Source organism: Labrenzia sp. 5N (assembly GCF_012395805.1).
Lineage (GTDB): Bacteria > Pseudomonadota > Alphaproteobacteria > Rhizobiales > Stappiaceae > Roseibium > Roseibium algicola.
This window is the reverse complement of the sequence record NZ_JAAZTM010000006.1, coordinates 1-19,313: the sequence shown is the minus strand read 5'-3', so window position 1 is coordinate 19,313 and position 19,313 is coordinate 1. Positions and strand designations below refer to the sequence as shown.

Genomic DNA, 19,313 nt, shown 5'->3' with positions numbered 1-19,313 from the left:
GGATGCCGAACGCAATGAAATCGGCATAATTGGCGTTTCTACGACGCGATTGCCTCTTTTCCGTCGGATTGCTTGTTGTATCTTTCTAAAAGCATGACAACCGACCTGATAGATCTGCGCGCGGCCCGAACCGCCGATTGTGAGGCACTCGCCGGCATCCATAGCGAAGCCTGGCTGGGCGCCTATCGCGGCGTCTTGCACGGTGTCGATCTTCAGAAGATGATTTCGCGCCGCGGCAGCAGCTGGTGGCGTGGCGCCCTTGCCAGGGGTGTCGACATCAAGATCCTCAGCATCGCCGAAATTCCCGCCGGTTACGCGACCTATGGGCCGTGCCGACTGAGGGACACCGGCATGGATGGCGAAATCTACGAGCTTTATCTGAAGCCGGAATATCAGGGCCTCGGTTTCGGCCGGGCCCTTTTCCAGAATGTGCGGGAAACGCTGTCGGCGAAGAGCATGCCCGGTGTCGCGGTGCAGGTATTGAGCGCCAACGAGCCCGCGCGCGCTTTCTACAAGGCCGTCGGTGGCAAGCTCGCGGCAAAGTCCTGGTACAGGATCGGCGGTCGCAGGCTGGAGCTCAGCATCTACGCCTGGCCGCAAATCAGCACCTGAGCCGCAGGGCACCTGCCTAATAGAGAATTCCGGGATTGCCGAGGATCTGCGGCGGCTGCGTGCAGTCGAAAGAACCGGCCATGGTATCGGCAGCCTGGCGCGCCAAATCGTTGGCATTCTTGTTGGCCTGGGCATCGATCCGGGCAATCTGGCAGGTGCCGCCGCCGGGCTGCAGCTGGGTCACGATCAGCACGCTGCCAGTCCTGGACCCCTCATCGAGGCTCGGAAACCAGCGCAGGATGGTCGCAAACGGAACACCACCCCTGAGGCGCCATTCCAGCGTTTCGTTGACCGTGTTGAAATTGGGCAGGGTCTGGCCTGCCGCAGGCTCGTTGGCGGCGTCGGGACCGAAGGAGACGAACATGCGCAGGTCGCCCTCGGCAACATAGACGCCTGCTCCCTTGTAGCCGGGGCACTGCCAGGCACCGCCGAAGGTGCCTTCTTCCTCGTCCCCGGCTTCTATCAGCGGGCAGCTGTCCAGCAGGATCTTGGTATAGGCACTGTCGATCGACGCTGCCCCTGCGGCCTGCAGAGACACAAGCAATCCGCCGAGCATCAAAAGGGAAACAGTAAGCCGTTTCATAAATCTATCTCCTCCAGAGCCTGCCGCGCGAATAGACGCATGTTAATCAATTAGGTGCAATGCAAAAATAAAGGACTTGAACTTCTTCGGCGGGATTGCGATAGACGCAGCAACGAATAACAGGAGTTTCCTAAATGCGTATCGACGCTGTGCCGATTGGCAAGAATCCGCCGGAAGACATCAACGTCATTATCGAGGTCTCCGTTGGCGGCGAGCCGATCAAATACGAGATGGATAAAGAAGCCGGTGCGATGTACGTCGACCGCTTCCTGTACACTCCGATGCGGTACCCGGGCAACTACGGCTTCGTTCCCCACACCCTGTGTGGCGATGGCGACCCGATCGACGTGATCGTGGTCAACCAGCGCCCGATCGTTCCGGGCGCCATCATGAGCTGCCGTCCGATCGGCGTACTGCTGATGGAAGACGAATCCGGCCAGGACGAAAAGATCCTCGCGGTTCCGTCCCACAAGCTCAGCAAGCGCTACGACAACATCAACGACGTGACCGACCTTCCGGAAATCACCGTTGCCCAGGTGAAGCATTTCTTTGAACACTACAAGGATCTGGAGCCGGGCAAGTGGGTGAAGATCACCGGTGTTGAAGGTGTCGAATCCGCAAAGCGGCTGATCGTTGAATCGATCGCACGCGCCCAGAAGGAAGCCGCTGAATAAGCGCTTCCAAACGGACGAAACCAAAAGGCCTCCCGAGTGTCGCAAGACGCGGGAGGCCTTTTTCGTTGCAAGGGTCAGAATTAGCGTTCCGCTGCCGCCTCGATGCGCTCCATATCCTGGTCGGACAGGCCGAAATGATGCCCGATCTCGTGGATCAGCACATGGGCAACCACATCGCCCAGCGTCTCGTCCATCGCGGCCCAGTAGTCGAGGATCGGCCGGCGGAAGAGCCAGATGCGATTGGGCATTTGCCCGGTCATCACGGTTTCTTCGCCTTCGCTCAGCCCCTGGCCTTCGAACAGGCCCAGAAGGTCGTGCGGATCCTCGATGCGCAGTTCATCCAGAACGTCGTCGGGCGCATAGTCCGCAAGGCTGATCTGCAGGTGACCACAGCGCAGCAGAAGATCATCCGGAAGCCCGGAGAGGATCTCGCTCGCCATCGCCTCGAAGTCTTCCAGGTCAGGTGCTTTGCGTTCGGTCCAGCTGCTGTGGCTGACCGGCCGGACGGATGCCATATCGGTTCCTTTGACGGATCGGTTCATTCAGGTGTTGGGCAGTACGTAGGTGACCAGTAGATAAATCGCCAGTCCGATTGCGAACACAAGCCCGAGACCTCGGCCGATCCGGCTGCCCCAAACCTCGATCCGGTCGTCTTCGTCCTTGTCGGCGGCGCTCAGGTGATCCTTTGCCCGGTCGGCCATGCGGACGAAGGTTGAACCGGCAACGGTCTCGCTCTCCGCATTCACCCGGTCGAGTGTGCGGAGCGCTTCATCGCGCAGTTTTTCCTTCGGGTGCTTGTTCTCGCTCATGCACCTACACTGGCCGTGTTGCCACGGCGTTTCAACCCGAAAGCGGCCAAAAGCGCCAGAAGGGCAAGCCCGCCGGATGCAACCGCGTTCCAGCCGGCAAAGGACAGGCCGAACATGCGCCAGCTAGCCTCGGTGCAGCTGACGACGCGCGTCGATTTCAACGCCTGCAGCATGTTGGCCGCAGACGTTGGCGTCGAGGTGCCGCCACCGCAATCGCTCGGGCCGTCCCAGAACTGCCACTCGGCGCCGGACTGGTAGATACCGAGGCCGGAACCATAGGCAAACACGGCCGCAACGACCAGAAGCAGAGCCAACGCCAACCCGGTCCGCCTGGCCTGCATCAGGAAAAGAGCTAGCAAGGCCAGGGGAAGGCCGACGTAATAGGGAATGCGCTGCTCGAGGCACAGCTTGCAGGGCACATAGCCGCCAATCAGCTGAAAGCCCCAGGCGGTCGCGATCGCCGCCAGGCCGCCCACCAGCAAGAGCCTCGTCAGATTGCGCGAAATCCGGTCGGCTGTCATCTCACCCTCTTATTGTCAGATATACCTAAGCACAACAAATCCGCCGACCAGCAGCACCACAAATATGGTGAACATGAGACCAAGCCGCTTTTCGATGAAATCGCGGATCGGCGGGCCGAACAGATAGAGCAATCCGGCGACGACAAAGAACCGGATCCCCCGAGAAACGATGCTCGCGGCAATGAACACCGGCAGGCTGAGCCCCAGCGCACCGGAGGCAATGGTGATCACCTTGTAGGGAAACGGCGTCAGCCCGGCGATAAAGACGAACCACCAGCCGTACTGATGATAGATGTCCTTGAACTCTTCGACAAACCCCATCTTGCCGTAGAAAGTCAGGATCGGCACCGCCACCTGTTCGAACAGGAACAGGCCGATCAGATATCCCAGGATACCGCCGGCGACCGACGTCAGCGTGCACAGCAGCGCGTACCACCAGGCTTTCTCGCGCCGGGCAATCACCATCGGGATCAGCAGGATATCCGGCGGGATCGGAAACACCGAGCTTTCGACAAAGGATACGGTGCCGAGTGCGGCAGGCGCACGCGGTCCGGCGGCAAGGGACAAGGTCCAGTCGTAGAGGCGTCTGATCATGGCGCTTCCCTTAGCCGCTGCGCTGCAAAAAGTCACCTAGGGAAATGCGCGCCGCCAGCAGCACGTTTTCGCGTAGCCACCGGCACATACGATCCCAGCCTGATGTGAAGCCACCTCAAAACCGCGCAACGAGACGCAGGGCAGACTTTTCGCCCGTATCTGGTAGCATTGAAACCTCGCCAGGTTTCGCACGACGTTGGGAGGGGGACATGAACGGAACGGCCTCAAGCATCGCCAGACTGGCAATGGTTCTCGCGATGGGCGCGCCAGCTGCGGCAGTTGCCCAGCAGGTCGAGCTGGAAGGATCGGTCAAGCTGACGCCTTTTGAAGCCCAGGGCGTAACCCTGTCGACGGTCTACACGGTGGATGCGGCGTTCGGCGCAAAACACGATGTCGAGGTTCCCGTCCCGTTCAGTCTTGCCGCACCCCGGCGCGAGGCACAGCAAATTCTGGCCCAGGCGAAACCGGCCGGCGGCGGTCCGATCAAGATCTACTTCACCACCGACGACGAAACCAAACGCATCTATTCGTCCCTGCAGATCGTCACCTACACCATGAAGACCGATGATCCTCAAAAGCGCCTCGAGGTGGGCGACTATATTGCCATCGAGCTCTTGAAACAGCTCGGCACCACAGACGATACACGGCTGAATGTCCGCCGCCAGATCACACTGGGCGATCTGCCTGCGTCCGAAATCGTCGGCAACTTCATCAACAAGGAAGGCGACCAGCTCCTCGTGCGGCTGGTCGCGCTGGCAAAGCCCGACAGCCAGAGAGGCATCGTCGGCATTGCAATCGGCCACCCGCGTCAGGGCCGCATCAAGAAAGTGGAAGACATCTACCAGACCAGCGCTTCCCTGGCCTTCGACACGGTGACGCTGAAGTAGCTGGTTACCTGTGCCGGTGGGAGGCAAACCTCGAACCACTCCGTCGCATTCCTGCGGCAATTCAAACCGCTGGAGATGGTGCCCCCCGCCGGAATCGAACCGGCACTCCCGAAGGAACCGGATTTTGAATCCGGCGCGTCTACCAGTTCCGCCAGGGGGGCAATCCGGTATCGGATTGGGTGCCTATCATGGGGCCTTGTCCGATGCAAGCGGTTCCAGCGCGCCGCGGCTTTCCGCCAGCAAGTGCGGCGGGTGCTGCATTTGATCGAATTTGAGCTTCTCCCTTTACGCCCCCTTAACTCTGGGCTGCGATTTCGCCTGCCACACAGCCTCAGAGGGTGAAATCCGGCGCATATTTAAGCTGTTTGCAACTGCTGCTCGCGCAAGTGGACAGTCAGACAAGTTTGGGAGAAACGGATGACACTGGCTGGCGGCCTTCAAGAGGCGAAACGCACGAAAACTTCTGCTGTGAACGAAGCTGCTCGGCACGGGCAGGCTTTCACACAGTCCTTCGTTGACAAATCACAGTTGATGCCAGCGCCGATCCGACCCGAATGGGTGCTTGAAGGCGACCCGAAAGCCATGTGCGCCGTGCTGGCCAGACACAAGTTCGGCTGGGGAGATGCCTGCCACTGGTCGTGCACTGCCGGCAAGTTCCGCTGGCACTACGGCTGGGATGAGTCGGTCATGTTCCTGGAAGGCGGAGTCCGGATCACCGACGAGGCCGGCCATGTCTATGAAGGCAAGCCCGGCGTGACCCTGTTCTTCCCGGCAGGCACCTCCGCCGTTTGGGAAGTGCCGACCTACATTCGCAAGCTCGCGTTCAATCAGAAGCCGGTACCCTGGTATCTGCATTATCAGTCCCGCATCCTCGAGAGATTGAAAGGCGTCGGGAAGAAACTTTTCGGCTAAAATTTCGGGTTCGCGTCCCCGAATGAAGTCTTGAAAGAAAGGCGCCCTGCGCCTTTCGGCGGGCGAATTTGTTAGCCTGCAAACAAAGGCGCAAATTGTGCGCTTTTTCTGGACAAGCAGAAATGGCTTGGCTAGAAATTCAGCATGAGCAAATCAGGACGTGAAATCGAGCTTAAGCTCGAGCTGGAAACGACGGCACAGGACGCTTTGAAACGCGCCGGTTCCATAGACGGATTCACTGCCAGCCGCGCCGTGAACAAGACGTTGCAGTCGATCTATTTCGACACGCCGGACCAGGCGCTTCGCAAGGCCAGGATTTCCCTTCGCGTGCGCAAGTCCGGCAACAGCTGGGTTCAGACCGTCAAGCTCGGCACGGGCGTCATGGGCGGCCTGTCCTCGCCGGTGGAAGCCGAACATCCGGTCAAGGGCCGTGCCCTCGATTTCTCCGTCATCGAAGACCCCGCCGTCCACGACCGTCTTCTGGAAATCATCGGCGATGCCCCCCTGTCGGAGTGCTTTGAAACGGTGATGAAGCGCACCGTGCGCAATCTGACCCGGGACAGTGACGGCACCTTCATCGAACTCGCCTTCGACAGCGGTAATATTCTGGCCGGCAGCGGCAGCCAGCCGCTGACCGAACTCGAAATGGAACTGAAGTCCGGCCCCAGCCTTGCCCTATTCGAGGCGGCCAAGGCTCTTTTGAAAGATATCCCCTTCCGCTTTTCGCCCTATAGCAAGGCCGAGCGCGGGTACCGTTTTGCCGAGGGCACCGCGCCTGCGGAACGGGCACCCTATTTTGCCGAGATGGTTACCTTCGACAGCGGCATCACCACCGAGCACGCCTTTCGCGACGTGCTGCGTTCTTGCCTGACCCAGATTTCCGAAAACCGGCTTGCCGTCCTGTCGTCGGACGATCCGGAAGGCCCGCATCAGCTACGGGTGGGCCTGCGCCGCCTGCGCAGTGCGTTTCGCCTGTTCCGGCCAATCCTGAACCCGGCGACCATGGCACCGCTCGACAGGACCGCGAAGGTCATTGCCAACGAAGCCGGTTCCCTGCGGGATCTCGACGTCCTGGTCGATGAGATCGTTATGCCCCTGGTCGACAGGGCGCCCGCAACCCTTTCCTTTGACGCTCTTCTGGAAAATCTCAACGCCCTCCGGGACGAAAGCACCCGCACCACGCTGACGGATCACCTGAAATCGGAAGAGGTCAACGGTTTCCTGCTCGACCTTGCAGCCTACACCGAGGGGCGCGGCTGGCTGGACCCGGAAAACTTCGGCCAGACGCAGCTTCTGGCCCAGCCCGTGGAGACTCACGCCGGCGAAGCACTTGCCAAGCAGTGGAAGAAGGTTCTGAAATACGGCAAGCGACTGGAAGAACTTACCGTTCCCGAACGCCACGAAATGCGAAAGGCGATGAAGAAGATGCGTTACGGCATCGAATTCTTCGGCTGCCTCTATCCGAAAGACACCGTGAAGCCCTTCCTGAAGCGGATGAAGAAGCTGCAGGATATCTTCGGCTATCTCAACGATGTCGCCATGGCTGAACAACTGCCGGTGAAATGCAAGGTCAGCGGTGCAAATGCCCTGGCAACCAACCAGGCCATCGGTTTTGTCATCGGCTGGCACGAGGCCCAGTGCCAGGCCATGTGGCTGCACGCCAAAGGGTATTGGGAAGCAACCCGGGAAACGCCTAAATTCTGGACCTGACGCTTATCACCGGCCCGGTTCGATCGTCAGAATGTCCGGAAAGGAAACGGGGGCGAAGGCTCCGGTCAGCTTGAAGGTGGTCAGGTCTTCCTCGCGCGAGACCAGCTGGTCCTGACGGGCCAGCTCGGCGATGGTCTCCTTCAGGGTTTCGATCTCGCGCAGGATGAACGCCCCCGTGTCCGGCAGCATGCGGCGGGAGAGCGTGAAGAACAGGGACTGATTGCCACCCGGATTGGCAATCACCTGCCCCAGGAAGCGCATGTTGATTTCCTTCAGCAGCGGGATTAGCGGCCCGTCCGGACGGAACCTGAAAGGCTCCTTGCGCGTGATCTTGATGCGGTTGCCTGGATGCACTTCTGCCAGCCCCAGCGCCTCCAGCACCCGCCCCAGTCGGAACATGTCCTCTCCCGAGAGATCAAAACGGCGCTCGATTTCCTGTTGCGGGATCGGCTCACGCAGCAGGATGAAGAGATAGAAAAGCGACGGATCCGCAGCGAGCCGCGCTTCCGTTGCCACCGGCAGGACGCTTGCCTCTTCCGAATTCCGCTCTGCCCGGTGCAATACGTCCGCCAGCGGCACCTCCAGAATTTCGCAGATCTCCAGCAACCGGCTTAGCTTGCAATCGTGCCCGGCGAAGATCCGCTTGACTGTCGGTTCCGATATTTCCATCCGGCTTGCGAGATCCGCATAGGTCATGCCACGTGCCTTCAGCACACCCTGCAAGATCTTGAAGGTATCACCGCGCATATTCCTGATCCCGAATTAGACGGTTTGAGTATCGTTTTTTGATACCATATCATCATCAATTGCAAGAAAAGTTCGCCTTCTGCAGGAGAGGTCCAGTTCAACTTTGCGAAAGGACTTCCCATGCAGACCTTCAAACCCTTGGCCGCAGCGCTGCTGCTCGGCCTTTCAACGCTCCCCTCATCAGCCGGTTCACTCTGGTCGACGGACGGCTTCGACATGCCTGAATCCGTAGCCTTTGACGCTGCGGGCAATCGGCTCATCGTCAGTGTCATGGAAGGCGCGCCGAATGCGGTCGACGGCAACGGCCATCTGGCGCTTCTGTCCACGGACGGGAAAATCATCGACGCCAAATGGGCAACCGGAATGGACGCTCCCAAGGGACTGGCGCTGATGAACGGCAAGGTCTTCGCTGCCGATCTCACCAGTTTGCGCGTCGTCGACGCCCAGACCGGCAAATTGCTGCAGTCATTGCCTGCAGAAGGCTCGGTCTTCCTGAATGATGTGACCACCAGCGGCGACGAAATCTTCGTTTCCGACATGATGACGAACACCATCTGGCGCTACGCGGATGGCGCTTTTGAAAAATGGCTGGAAAGCCCCGAGCTCAATCACCCCAATGGCCTTTACTGGGACAACGGCCGCCTGCTTGTCGGGGCCTGGGGCAAGGGCCTCAAGAACGATTTCACCACTGAAGCACCCGGCAGCCTGCTTGCCATTGATCCTGCCACCAAGGCTATCAGCGTCGTGGCGCGGGACATCGGCAACATCGATGGCATCGCACGGCTGAACGGCAAGCTCGTCCTCAACGACTGGATCAACGGCAAGGTCTTCAAGATTGATGCTGACGGTAAATCGAACGAGATCATGAGCGAGCCAGCCGGCCTTGCGGATATTTCCGCCCACGATGACGTCCTTTACCTGCCGCATATGCTGGAAGGCAGGATCGAGGCGGTCAGACTGGACTAGCACCAGCCCCTGCAAACGCTTCATCGCACGGGTCAGACGGCAACAACGGGTTGGACATCACGTGCCCCACCCGCCCCTTGCCACCTTACGATGAGCGGCCCATCAATTTCTGATGTACGCACCTCAGTTTATGATACCTTCCACGCAGATTGGCCCAGTGTTCGCCAAGTCGAACGCAGGATCAGCCACCGGGCCAAGACCGGCAGTGCTGGGCCACACAGGGATCAAGGTCGAGGGATAGCGTGATGGAAGCCTACAAGATCAAACCGGAGTTCGTCATTTCGGACGAGGAAACACTCCGGAGCCACTATTCCGAGCTATCGCCGCTGGCAGCAAAAAAGTGCCTGAGCGCACTGGACAAGCATGCTCGGGACTTCATCGCCCGCTCGCCGTTTCTGTGCCTCGGCACGCAGAACACGGACGGCAAGGCGGATGTCAGTCCGCGCGGCGATCCGGTCGGCTTCGTCAAGGTTCTCGACCCGCAAACACTTGCCATTCCGGACCGTCCGGGAAACAACCGCCTCGACAGTCTGGCAAATATTGTCGCCAACCCGAATGTCGGGCTCCTGTTCCTGGTTCCGGGATATGACGAGACCTTGCGCGTCAACGGCAGGGCAACGCTTGTAACCGATCCGGATCTTCTTCAAACCATGAGCGTGAAGGACCGTGCGCCCAGGCTCGCCATTGTCGTGAAGGTGAGCGAGGTCTTCCTGCACTGCGCCAAGGCGTTCCGGCGCTCACACCTCTGGGATCCCGAACACCAGCAGGACCGCAGCGAAATGCCATCGCTTTCCAAGATCATTCTGGACCAGACGACCGGCGCGCCGGATGAAAAGGAAATGCAGAAGCTGGATGCTGCGCTGGAGGAGACCTACCGGAAAACGCTTTATTGAGCGGATCCCGCACAGCGATTTCACCGGCAGGAGCCAGACCGCAGAGGAGCGCTGACGCTCCCCTGCATCGCCTCATACCCTAAGCGGCCATCTCAGGCCCGAGCCGCTTCAATCGCCGACGCCATGATGTCCAGCCCCTGATCGATCTCGTCATCCGAGATCGTCAATGGCGGGGCGATGCGGAAGACCGCGCCCATGGCTGGCAGTTTGACGATGTTCATGCTGAGCCCGCGTGCCATTGCCTCGGCGCCGATCCGGTCTGCCATCGCGAGATCCGGCTGGCGGCTGGCCCTGTCGGTCACGATCTCCAGCCCGAGCAGCAGCCCACGGCCGCGCACATCGCCAACACTCTCAAAACGCTGCTTCAAGCCTTCCAGTCCGGCTTGCAGGCGCTGGCCCGCCGAAACAGCACGGCCGATCAGTCCATCCCGTTCCACCACATCCATCACCGCCAGTCCGACAGCAGCGGGCAGAGGATCGGACACATGGGTGGTCAGGAACACGAACCCTTTCCGGTGCGCTTCTTCCTCGATGGCACGGCTCGTCAGCACGGCGGAAAGCGGCAATCCGGCACCCAGGGTCTTGGACAAGGTCAGGATGTCCGGTGTCACGCCGTCCCGCTGGAAGGCGAACATATGCCCCGTCCGGCCGATACCGGTCTGGGCCTCGTCCAGGATCAGCAGCATCCCGCGCTCGTCGCACTTCTGGCGCAGTGCCGCGAGATAGCCCTCCGGCAATTCGATGATGCCGCCTGACGACAGGATCGGCTCGGCAATGAAGGCAGCGAGATTGCCGGTGGACTGGCTGTCGACCAGCGCGAAGGCATCGTCCAGCTCGGTCTTCCAGTCCAGATTGCCGTTCGCATCGGTAAACCGCGGCCGGTAGGCATTGGGGGCGGGAATTGCAAACGACCCCGGATTGACCGGCCCGTAACCCCGCCGGTTGTGACTGTAGGTGGCGGAAGCCGCTGCCCCGGTCATGCCGTGCCAGCTCTTGGTAAAGGCCACGATCTCGTGCTTGCCGGTAACCAGCTTTGCCAGACGGATGGCGGCCTCGTTGGATTCCGCCCCTGTGGACAGGAGCAGCACCTTTTCCAGACCAGGCACGAGAGACCCGAGGCGCTTCGACAGGTCGACGACAGGGCGGGACAGCATGCCGCTGAACAGGTGGTCGAGCTGGCCGATCTGCTCGCGCACGGTGCGCACGATATCCGGATGGGAATGCCCCAGGATGGAACTCATCTGACCGGACGTGAAATCGAGGATTGGTGCGCCTGAGCTGTCGTAGACATAACTGCCTTCGGCACGTTCGATGACACGTTGTTCGAACACAGGGCCATACCGCAGGACGTGATCCGACACGTCGGACCAGAACCCGGTATCCGTGCTGTTGCTGGCGCTTTCCAATGCCATGATGCGTCTCCTGATCCGGCCGGCTGAATTGACTGCAGCAAGTTTAGGAGAAGCCTTGCATTCAATAAAATTCATAATTTAGATTATGATATTCAATTGGATTGATATCTCATGCCTGTTCTGGAAATCGCCTTGCTGCGCAGTTTCATGGAAGTCGCCCGCAGCGGCTCGATCAGCACCGCAGCGCGGCAAGTGGGGCGGACACAATCCGCCGTCAGCATGCAGATGAACCGGCTGGAGGCGATTGTCGGTCAGCAGATCCTGCGCCGCACACGCGGGGGTGTGGAACTGACGGCAGCAGGGGACAGGTTTCTGGTCCAGGCGGAACGCATTCTTGCCGTCCACGACGAAGCACTTGCCACCCTGCCGGGGGCAGGCCTGCATGGCCTAATCAGTTTCGGCTGCCCGGAAGACTATCTGACCGCCTTCTTTCCCGATCTTCTGAAAGGGTTTGGCGCGCGGCATGGCGATGTCGAGATCGAGGTGGTCTGTGCTCCGACAACGGAATTGCACCTTCAGCTGCAGCGCAGGCGGGTCGATCTTGCCCTGATTTCCGTTCCCGGCGAAGACGCCTCCGCCCGCATCCTGAGGCCGGAAAGCTTTGTCTGGGTGGCCAATCGTCCCGATCCGGAGGTCCTGCAAAAGGATGTTGTGCCGCTTGCGCTTTCGGCGCCGGACACATTGGACCATCGCGCCGCCCGCACCGCCATGGATCAGGCAGGCAAGGCCTATCGCATCGCCTTTGCCAGCAATGGCCTCGCGGGCCTGTTGGCGATTGCCCGGTCCGGCCAGGCCATCAGTGTGGTGACCCGCTCCGCGGTGCCGCACGATCTCCACATCGTGGAGGCCGGCCTGCCGCCACTTCCCGGCATCGGCGTCACGCTGGCTTATGCGTCGCCAAATCCCTCGGCTGCAACGCAGGCATTCGGAGAATTCGTGGCGGACAAGCTGCGCAGTCCGGCAACGAGCTGACATCACAACACCGGACCGGGCAATATCAGGTCCATTCGGCCGGCCTCTCGGCCCGGGTCGCCCGCATTTACCAATTCCACCTGAAAAGCGTGCAGTTTTCAGATATACTTCCTAAGGTGGAATTGCATTCCGTTTCGTTCCTTATTGCCTTGTGGTCGCCCGTTGTCGCGAAACCTCTACGCAGCGGTCCGCGCCCCGCTATTTCACTGCATTGACCGGCCTTGAACCCATGGAGTGGTCTGATGAAGAAACCCGGCATTTTTTCAACTTTCTTGATGCTTCCGGCGATGGCCGCAGGTTGTCTTGCAATCGGCAGCGCCCTGGCAGCCGACGGCCCCATTGGAGCAGAGGATGGACAGGTAACCCTCCCCTATGCGGAGCAGAAGTTTCGCGGTGATGTGGGCACGACCTATCTGAACGCAGCACCGGCTGAGTTTCCTGCAGCCGTGTCAGCTCCCGAAGGCGCTCCCAACGTGCTTCTGATCCTGCTGGATGATGTCGGTTTCGGCCAGTTCACCGTCACCGGCGGCGGAGTGCCATCACCGGCGATGGACAAGCTTGCCGAGGAAGGCCTGACCTTCACCCGCTTTCATACAACGGCGCTCTGCTCCCCCACCCGGGCAGCACTTTTAACCGGGCGAAACCACAACGTTGCCGGCACCGGTGTCATCACCGAGCTTGCCACCGGTTATGATGGCTATACCGGCATCATTCCGAAAGACACCGTCTCGGTTGCCGAGATCCTGCGCCAGAACGGCTATGCGACAGCCTGGATCGGCAAGAACCACAACACGCCGATCTACGAGACAAGCGCGGCAGGCCCGTTCGACCGTTGGCCGAACGGCCTTGGCTTCGACTATTTCTACGGGTTCATGGCTGGCGACACCAATCAGGTCCGTCCTTATCTTTTCGAGAACCAGACGCCGATCGGAACGCCGGACGGGGACGACTATTACCTCAGCACCGATCTCGCAGACCAGACAATCAACTGGCTGAAGACGCTGGAAGCCATTCAACCAGGCAAACCCTGGTTCGCCTATCTGGCACCGGCTGCAACCCATGCGCCGCACCAGGCTCCCAAGGAGCTGATCGACACCTTCAAGGGCAAGTTCGACATGGGCTGGGACGCCTATCGTGAGCAGACCTTCCAGCGCCAGAAGGACATGGGGATCATTCCCGAAAACACCGAGCTGACCTCCCGCCCGGGCAGCCTGCCCGCCTGGGACAGCCTGAACGACGACCAGAAGAAGCTCTATACGCGGATGATGGAGGTCTTTGCCGCCTACGGCCAGCAGGTCGACCATGAAGTCGGACGCGTGCTCGACTATGTGGCCACATTGCCGGATGCCGAAAACACGATGATCATCTACATCGTCGGCGATAACGGGGCGTCCGCGGAAGGCGGCTTTGACGGTACCTTGAACGAGAATGCTTTCTTCAACGCCTATCTGATGACCACCGACGACATGCTGAGCCGGATGGACGAGATCGGAACGGAACTTCATTTCAACCACTTCCCGGCCGGCTGGGCCTGGGCGGTGGATGCGCCCTTTCAGTGGACGAAGCAGGTAGCAAGCCACCTGGGCGGCGTACGCAACCCGATGATCGTGAAATGGCCTGCCCGCTTCTCCAGACAAGGCGAAACGCGGACGCAGTTCCTGCATGTCATCGACATTGCCCCGACCATCCTTGAAGCGGCCGGCATTCCAGAGCCGCGCAGCGTCAACGGAACAACCCAGACACCGATCCAGGGCAAGAGCTTCCTGAGCACGCTGGACGATGCCGGGGCCGAAGAAGTCCGAACCAGCCAGTATTTCGAGATGTTCGTGAACCGGGGCATCTACAAGGATGGCTGGTGGGCCGCTTCCCTGGCGTTCGAACCCTGGGATCCCGTGCGCGGCGCGTTCGATCCCTTCAAGGCCAAATGGGAGCTTTATAATCTCGATGAAGATTTCAGCCAGGCACGGGACATTGCTGCGGACAACCCGGACAAGCTTGAAGAGCTGAAAGCCCTCTGGTGGGCGGAAGCTTCCGCCAACAAGGCTCTGCCGCTGGACTGGCGCGGGGCTGAACGCTTCAGCGCGGAGGAAACCGGCAAGCCGAACCTTGCCAGCGATCGTACGAGCTTCACCTACGCGGGCGTTCTTGCAGGACTGCCGGAATCCTCGGCGCCAGACCTGAAGAACAAATCCTTTTCTGTAACCGCCCGCGTCAAAATCGAGGACAACGCCAACGGCATGATCTTCACCCAGGGCGGGAACACCGGAGGCTGGGCGTTTTATCTCAAGGACGGCAAGCTGAAGGCGGCCCACAACTATATCGATGTTGCGGTCTATTCCGTTGAAAGCGATGACGCGGTGCCGGCCGGCGAGCGCGAGCTGAAGATGGACTTCACCTATGAGGGCGGCGAGGAAATGGGCAAGAGCGGCACCTTGACCCTTTCCGTCGACGGCAGCCCTGTCGGCACGGGTCAGATCGCACAGACCACTCCGTTCAAATACTCGCTGTCGGAAAACCAGGATGTGGGAACAGACACCGGAACGGCGGTCACGACCGACTATCAGGCGCCATTCGATTTTCAGGGAGAGCTTGAAGAGGTTGTCGTGGACCTGAAGAAATAGCGTTTCGGCGGCTCCGACCGATTGTCATCAACATCCGGATGCCAGGCCGACGGGGATCAAGTGCCGGGGATCAAGCGCCGGGCATCCAGGCGTAGACAGTGTCCAATGCGTCCTGCGAGACGAACCGGAACCCGCAGGCGAGGTAAAAATCATTGGCGGGACTGCCGTTGAGGGCCATCAGCCGGATCGGCAGTCCCATCGCTTCTGCCTCAGCCTTCAGGCCCTCGACGATATCTCGGCCAAGCCCAAGCCCCTGATAGGCCGGGCTGACATAAAGATGGTCGAGATAGAAATGGTCGGCGTGCCTGCGCACGACAAAAAAGCCGGCTATGCCTTCTTCCACCAGGATGATCCTTGTGTCTGTGGCAACAAAGCTGCCCAGGAAACGGTCCCTGGCCCGGAGAGGGTCAAACCGCCCGACGGCTTCGAGGCTTGGCCGCATTGCCTCGACGCGAATGTCGGCAAGCCTTTCCGCATCGGCCTCAGCTGCCGCTTCAATCCGGTAGATTTTTCGAGACATTCATTTCCTCGCCAGCGGGAGACAGACGCAACCTGCCGCATCTGATCACCTTCACGGCGCGGGCAGTCTTGCAGACAGGCGCTCGACCAGTGCCTCTCCGGCAGCCTCGATATGACGCCTCAGGATTTCGCAGGCTTCCGCGCCGTCCCGGCGGCGGCAGGCTTCAAGCAGGTCCCGGTGTTCCTGATGAGAGCGCCGGGTGTAGTCGAGCTGCGCCGCCGCAAGCCGCAAGTACCGGTCGCCGGTTTCATTGAGCGCGGCAATCTGTGCCAGCAACCGCGGTCTTGCGCAGGGCTCATACAGCGCGAAATGAAACGCCTTGTTCAAGGCTCCGAAGTTTTCCAGGTCCGACGCCTCGGCCTTGTCCTGAATGGCTGCGACCCGGTCGATCTGGCTGTTGGTCAGCTCCGGAATGGCAAGGCGCAAGGCCAGTGTCTCCAGCGCCGCCCGCATTTCGTAAACTTCCCTGAATTCTTCCGGATCAAGCGGGGCAACGATGGCGCCCTTGTTCGGCGGCATCTGCACCAGCCCTTCAGCCTCCAGCAGGCGCAGCGCATCGCGAACAGGCATTCGGCTGGTGTCGAACAACACCGCCAGCCGTTCCTGGCGCAGCGCCTCGCCCGGTTTCAGCTCGCCCGAGACGATCTTTTCCCGCAGGGCATCGGCCACCCGAATGGCCTGATCTCCGGTTCTTTTTGCGCTTGTCCGCTCTGTCATCTGTCCGTCCGGCTGGGTCCTACCGCCTTCGTAAACAATCAGCGACTTGACTGCAATCCGGCAAATATGTATCCAGTTTTCAAATTTGGATACAAAAATGGATATTGCAGATGACCGTCTCGCGATTGAAGGACATTCCGGGAATTGGCGTGGACAAGATGGGACAGGCCGCCGATGACGTCGGAAATTCCGACATGCTTCGGCTGGAGAACCTGGATACGGACCTTCGCCCGCCGGAGGAGGCGCTGGAAGCAACGCTGGCTGCCATCGGCCGGGATGACGCCAACAGCTATCTGCCGGTCCTGGGGACGAATGACATCCGCAGGGCCGCAACCAGCCGGATATCGGCCACCACCGGCCAGCCCTACGACTGGAATACCCAATGCGTCATTTCGGCGGGCGGCCTGTCCGGCATCCTCAATGCCCTGCTGGCAATCCTGGAGCCGGGCGACGAGGTCATCATCACCGATCCCGCCTACGCGGGCCTGCTCAACCGCATCCGCCTTGCCGGCGGCGTTCCGAAGCTGGTTCCGCTAAGGGTGGTCGACGGCGGCTGGCGTCTTGATCTGGAAGAACTGCGCCGCGCAGCCAGCGACAGAACCCGGGCCGTTTTGACCATGAGCCCGTCCATGCCGACTGGCATCGTCCACACGGCCGAGGAATGGAACGCCATTGCGGAAGTCGTGATGCACACCGGCGCGTTCCTGCTGCACGACGCCGCCATGGAGCGGATTCTCTACACCGGCAAGCCGGTGATCCACCCGGCCAGCCTGGATGGCATGGCGGAGCGCACGATAACGGTGGGCTGCGTTTCCAAGGAATACCGGATGATCGGCTGGCGGGTCGGCTGGACGGTCGGCCCCGCCCCGATCATGGCGGACATCGGCCTTGTCAGCCTCACCAACGTCGTCTGCCAGGTCGGCATCGCAATGCCCGGCGCTGCGGCCGCCATCACCGCGAAAGACGACGGCATCGCCGCTGCGACGGCAACCTGGAAAGCCCGCCGGGACATCATCCTGCAGGCACTGTCGGACCTGCCCGTCGTGCGCCCGGATGGCGGATGGTCTCTGTTGATCGACACCGCCGAGCTTGGTTACTCCCCAGTGGAAGCCTCCCGGCTGCTGTTCGAAAAGGGGCGGATCGCGGCAACACCGATGGCCGGCTGGGGCAGCGCGGACATCGCCGGACGCTACCTGCGTTTCGTCTTCGCCAACGAGCCGGCAGAAAGGCTCGGCGATATCCGCGAGCGGTTGCGCCTCGCCTGGCAGGTCTGACGGCACCTCCCCAGCCTCGACACCTGACGAAAGCCCTGCCCGGGCTTTCTTCCTCCCTCACGTTCTACCCCGGTCCGCACCGGTTTCATCACCCCGCTTGTACCCAAAGGCAAAGCCTTCCTCGAAAGGACGAAAGACTTGACCACCCGCATCCCATCCCTGGCCGCCTGGCTGTTCCGGCTTGCCGCTCTCTGGATGCTGATCGGACTGGTGCTCGGCATCGTCATGGCGGCAAGCCATGACCACGCGCTCTCGCCGGTTCATGTGCACACCAACCTTCTCGGCTGGGCAACCCTGGCCCTGACCGGGCTCCTCTACACGGTGATCCCGGCCATGGCGGACAACAGGTTTGCCCGCCTGCACTTCTGGCTTCATGCGCTTGGTCTGCCGGTGATGATGGCGGCGCTGGCCGCCTATGCGCTTGGCCATACGGCGATGGAACCCGTCATCGCGGTTGGTGCGATCGCGGTCACGGCCGGGCTTGCCTTTTTCACGGTCAACCTGTTTCGGACGCTTTGACCGGACGGGTTTCACCCAACTCGCCCATGCTCCGTGTCCGGGGCCCGCAGTGGCAACACTGCGGGCCATTTCCGTTTGCCGACGAACCGGCACACAATCGCCGGCCTGTCTTGACAGCGTCACACCTGGCCGCCCCTATATCACCAGTTGTGCCGGGGACGACTCGGCACCCCATCGGCAAACCGCAAGGAGACGGCGCATGAAGATCGGCAAGACCACGGTAACGGCAGCCTGCGCATTGGCCATCGCCTCGTCTGGCCTGCTGGCGCCACGCCTTGCGGATGCCTGCACCCGGGTGGTCTATCTCGGTGCCAGCGAGCAGGTGATCACCGCCCGCTCGATGGACTGGAAAACCGATGTCGGCACGAACCTCTGGCTGTTCCCGCGCGGCATGAAGCGCAATGGCGAAGCCGGTGAAAACTCCCTGGAATGGACCTCGAAGTACGGCAGTGTCATTGCCTCCGGTTACGACATTTCAACGACTGACGGCATGAACGAAGCCGGGCTTGTCGCCAATGTACTGTGGCTGGTGGAATCCGAGTATCCAGAATACGACAGCTCCAAACCCGGCCTGACGATCGCCGCCTGGGCGCAATATGTGCTCGACAATTTCGCGACCGTTGAAGAGGCAGTCCGCGCGCTGGAGGCCGAACCCTTCACGCTCTTCAGCGACAATGTTCCAGGCGAAGAACGCCTCGCCACCCTGCACCTGTCCCTGTCGGACGCAAGCGGCGACAGCGCCATCGTGGAATATATCGGCGGCAAGCAGGTGATCCACCACAGCCGCGCCTACCAGGTGATGACCAACTCGCCGACCTTCGAAGAGCAGCTGGCCCTGAACCAGTACTGGAAGGAAATCGGCGGCACCGTCATGCTGCCGGGCACCAACCGTGCGGCGGACCGCTTTGCCCGCGCATCGTTTTATGTCGACGCCATCCCGAGAACCGAAAGCCCGGTCGAGACGATTGCCAGCGTCTTCGGCGTCATCCGCAATGTCTCCGTGCCGCTCGGCATCACCACGCCCGACCAGCCGAACATCTCCTCCACCCGCTGGCGCACCGTCGCCGACCAGAAGCGCAAGCTCTACTTCTTCGAATCCGTGGTGACCCCGAACATCTTCTGGATCGATTTCAGCCAGGCCGACTTTTCGCCGGAAACCGGCAAGGTCATGAAACTAGACCTCGGCCCCAACCAGACCAACATCTACTCCGGCATGGCCAACGCGCACTTCCAGGAAGCAGAACCGTTCCGGTTTCTGGGGCGGTAGGACGCGGGAAGGGCTGCTTTGCGTCGCCAAGGCGGACTATCACGGGTTTTTCGGTCCGATCTGCAAAGCCACCGTTTGTTGCGCTACGCACGAAGGTTCATAG

21 protein-coding genes and 1 tRNA gene are annotated in these 19,313 nt (G+C 60.7%); 12 read left to right on the top strand and 10 right to left on the bottom strand.

What is annotated here, in order from left to right; translation table 11 throughout:
• Window positions 1-75 precede the first annotated feature (75 nt).
• Window positions 76-612 carry a GNAT family N-acetyltransferase gene (locus HEP89_RS09325; RefSeq protein WP_208984635.1) on the top strand — a complete coding sequence of 179 codons (537 nt, stop codon included), beginning with the start codon at window positions 76-78 and terminating at the stop codon, window positions 610-612.
• Between the two features lie 16 nt (window positions 613-628).
• On the opposite strand, the gene HEP89_RS09320 is transcribed toward HEP89_RS09325, so the two are convergent.
• Window positions 629-1,195, bottom strand: coding sequence for a hypothetical protein (locus tag HEP89_RS09320; protein ID WP_168691873.1), 567 nt, complete (start codon window positions 1,193-1,195; stop codon window positions 629-631).
• Between the two features lie 134 nt (window positions 1,196-1,329).
• Between HEP89_RS09320 and ppa the strand changes: the two genes are divergently transcribed.
• Entirely contained in the window at window positions 1,330-1,869 is a 540-nt protein-coding gene (ppa, locus tag HEP89_RS09315) for an inorganic diphosphatase (RefSeq protein WP_023002687.1), read from the top strand.
• Window positions 1,870-1,949: 80 nt separating this feature from the next.
• Here ppa and HEP89_RS09310 read toward each other — a convergent pair whose 3' ends face one another.
• From HEP89_RS09310 to HEP89_RS09295, 4 genes are read right to left on the bottom strand one after another with little or no spacing between them, the layout of a single operon-like run.
• Window positions 1,950-2,384 carry a metallopeptidase family protein gene (locus HEP89_RS09310; RefSeq protein WP_031270101.1) on the bottom strand — a complete coding sequence of 145 codons (435 nt, stop codon included), beginning with the start codon at window positions 2,382-2,384 and terminating at the stop codon, window positions 1,950-1,952.
• A gap of 27 nt (window positions 2,385-2,411) precedes the next feature.
• On the bottom strand, window positions 2,412-2,678 hold the full coding sequence (locus HEP89_RS09305) for a hypothetical protein (protein ID WP_023002685.1): 267 nt from the start codon (window positions 2,676-2,678) through the stop codon (window positions 2,412-2,414).
• Window positions 2,675-3,199: a disulfide bond formation protein B gene (locus tag HEP89_RS09300; protein WP_168691872.1), complete on the bottom strand. Its 525-nt coding sequence runs from the start codon at window positions 3,197-3,199 to the stop codon at window positions 2,675-2,677. The genes HEP89_RS09305 and HEP89_RS09300 overlap by 4 nt, the downstream gene beginning before the upstream one ends.
• A gap of 15 nt (window positions 3,200-3,214) precedes the next feature.
• Entirely contained in the window at window positions 3,215-3,793 is a 579-nt protein-coding gene (locus tag HEP89_RS09295) for a YqaA family protein (RefSeq protein ID WP_055659975.1), read from the bottom strand.
• A 209-nt stretch (window positions 3,794-4,002) separates the two neighbouring features.
• Between HEP89_RS09295 and HEP89_RS09290 the strand changes: the two genes are divergently transcribed.
• Window positions 4,003-4,680, top strand: coding sequence for a hypothetical protein (locus HEP89_RS09290; RefSeq protein WP_168691871.1), 678 nt, complete (start codon window positions 4,003-4,005; stop codon window positions 4,678-4,680).
• A 76-nt stretch (window positions 4,681-4,756) separates the two neighbouring features.
• Here HEP89_RS09290 and HEP89_RS09285 read toward each other — a convergent pair.
• A tRNA-Leu gene (locus tag HEP89_RS09285) sits at window positions 4,757-4,841 on the bottom strand.
• Between the two features lie 256 nt (window positions 4,842-5,097).
• On the opposite strand from HEP89_RS09285, the gene HEP89_RS09280 reads away from it, so the two are divergent.
• Together HEP89_RS09280 and HEP89_RS09275 are read left to right on the top strand one after the other, a co-directional pair.
• The gene (locus HEP89_RS09280) at window positions 5,098-5,592 is read left to right on the top strand and encodes a cupin domain-containing protein (RefSeq protein WP_023002681.1); all 495 of its coding nucleotides are present in this window, start codon (window positions 5,098-5,100) and stop codon (window positions 5,590-5,592) included.
• Window positions 5,593-5,736: 144 nt separating this feature from the next.
• Window positions 5,737-7,302 (top strand): CYTH and CHAD domain-containing protein, encoded by a 1,566-nt coding sequence (locus HEP89_RS09275; RefSeq protein WP_168691870.1) that lies wholly within the window; start codon window positions 5,737-5,739, stop codon window positions 7,300-7,302.
• Between the two features lie 6 nt (window positions 7,303-7,308).
• On the opposite strand, the gene HEP89_RS09270 is transcribed toward HEP89_RS09275, so the two are convergent.
• Complete coding sequence (locus HEP89_RS09270) at window positions 7,309-8,049, bottom strand: helix-turn-helix transcriptional regulator (RefSeq protein ID WP_023002679.1); 741 nt, start codon at window positions 8,047-8,049, stop codon at window positions 7,309-7,311.
• A gap of 120 nt (window positions 8,050-8,169) precedes the next feature.
• Between HEP89_RS09270 and HEP89_RS09265 the strand changes: the two genes are divergently transcribed.
• Together HEP89_RS09265 and HEP89_RS09260 are read left to right on the top strand one after the other, a co-directional pair.
• A complete protein-coding gene (locus tag HEP89_RS09265) occupies window positions 8,170-9,015 on the top strand; it encodes an ATP/GTP-binding protein (protein ID WP_168691869.1) in 846 nt (281 codons plus the stop codon).
• Window positions 9,016-9,260: 245 nt separating this feature from the next.
• Window positions 9,261-9,908 (top strand): pyridoxamine 5'-phosphate oxidase family protein, encoded by a 648-nt coding sequence (locus HEP89_RS09260; RefSeq protein WP_168691868.1) that lies wholly within the window; start codon window positions 9,261-9,263, stop codon window positions 9,906-9,908.
• A 92-nt stretch (window positions 9,909-10,000) separates the two neighbouring features.
• Here the strand turns inward: HEP89_RS09260 and HEP89_RS09255 are convergent, their stop codons facing one another.
• Window positions 10,001-11,320, bottom strand: coding sequence for an aspartate aminotransferase family protein (locus HEP89_RS09255; protein WP_062486380.1), 1,320 nt, complete (start codon window positions 11,318-11,320; stop codon window positions 10,001-10,003).
• Window positions 11,321-11,431: 111 nt separating this feature from the next.
• Between HEP89_RS09255 and HEP89_RS09250 the strand changes: the two genes are divergently transcribed.
• Both HEP89_RS09250 and HEP89_RS09245 read left to right on the top strand, forming a co-directional pair.
• Window positions 11,432-12,292, top strand: a complete 861-nt coding sequence (locus tag HEP89_RS09250; protein WP_168691867.1) for a LysR family transcriptional regulator — start codon at window positions 11,432-11,434, stop codon at window positions 12,290-12,292.
• Between the two features lie 242 nt (window positions 12,293-12,534).
• On the top strand, window positions 12,535-14,913 hold the full coding sequence (locus HEP89_RS09245) for an arylsulfatase (RefSeq protein ID WP_197923182.1): 2,379 nt from the start codon (window positions 12,535-12,537) through the stop codon (window positions 14,911-14,913).
• Between the two features lie 70 nt (window positions 14,914-14,983).
• Here HEP89_RS09245 and HEP89_RS09240 read toward each other — a convergent pair whose 3' ends face one another.
• Window positions 14,984-15,433: a GNAT family N-acetyltransferase gene (locus HEP89_RS09240; protein WP_168691866.1), complete on the bottom strand. Its 450-nt coding sequence runs from the start codon at window positions 15,431-15,433 to the stop codon at window positions 14,984-14,986.
• A gap of 51 nt (window positions 15,434-15,484) precedes the next feature.
• The gene (locus tag HEP89_RS09235; RefSeq protein ID WP_168691865.1) at window positions 15,485-16,150 is read right to left on the bottom strand and encodes a GntR family transcriptional regulator; all 666 of its coding nucleotides are present in this window, start codon (window positions 16,148-16,150) and stop codon (window positions 15,485-15,487) included.
• A gap of 110 nt (window positions 16,151-16,260) precedes the next feature.
• Between HEP89_RS09235 and HEP89_RS09230 the strand changes: the two genes are divergently transcribed.
• From HEP89_RS09230 to HEP89_RS09220, 3 genes are all read left to right on the top strand, one after another.
• On the top strand, window positions 16,261-17,424 hold the full coding sequence (locus HEP89_RS09230) for a pyridoxal phosphate-dependent aminotransferase (RefSeq protein WP_168691864.1): 1,164 nt from the start codon (window positions 16,261-16,263) through the stop codon (window positions 17,422-17,424).
• A gap of 138 nt (window positions 17,425-17,562) precedes the next feature.
• Window positions 17,563-17,943: a hypothetical protein gene (locus HEP89_RS09225; protein ID WP_197923181.1), complete on the top strand. Its 381-nt coding sequence runs from the start codon at window positions 17,563-17,565 to the stop codon at window positions 17,941-17,943.
• A 199-nt stretch (window positions 17,944-18,142) separates the two neighbouring features.
• The gene (locus HEP89_RS09220; protein ID WP_075282190.1) at window positions 18,143-19,210 is read left to right on the top strand and encodes a linear amide C-N hydrolase; all 1,068 of its coding nucleotides are present in this window, start codon (window positions 18,143-18,145) and stop codon (window positions 19,208-19,210) included.
• Window positions 19,211-19,313: the final 103 nt, after the last annotated feature.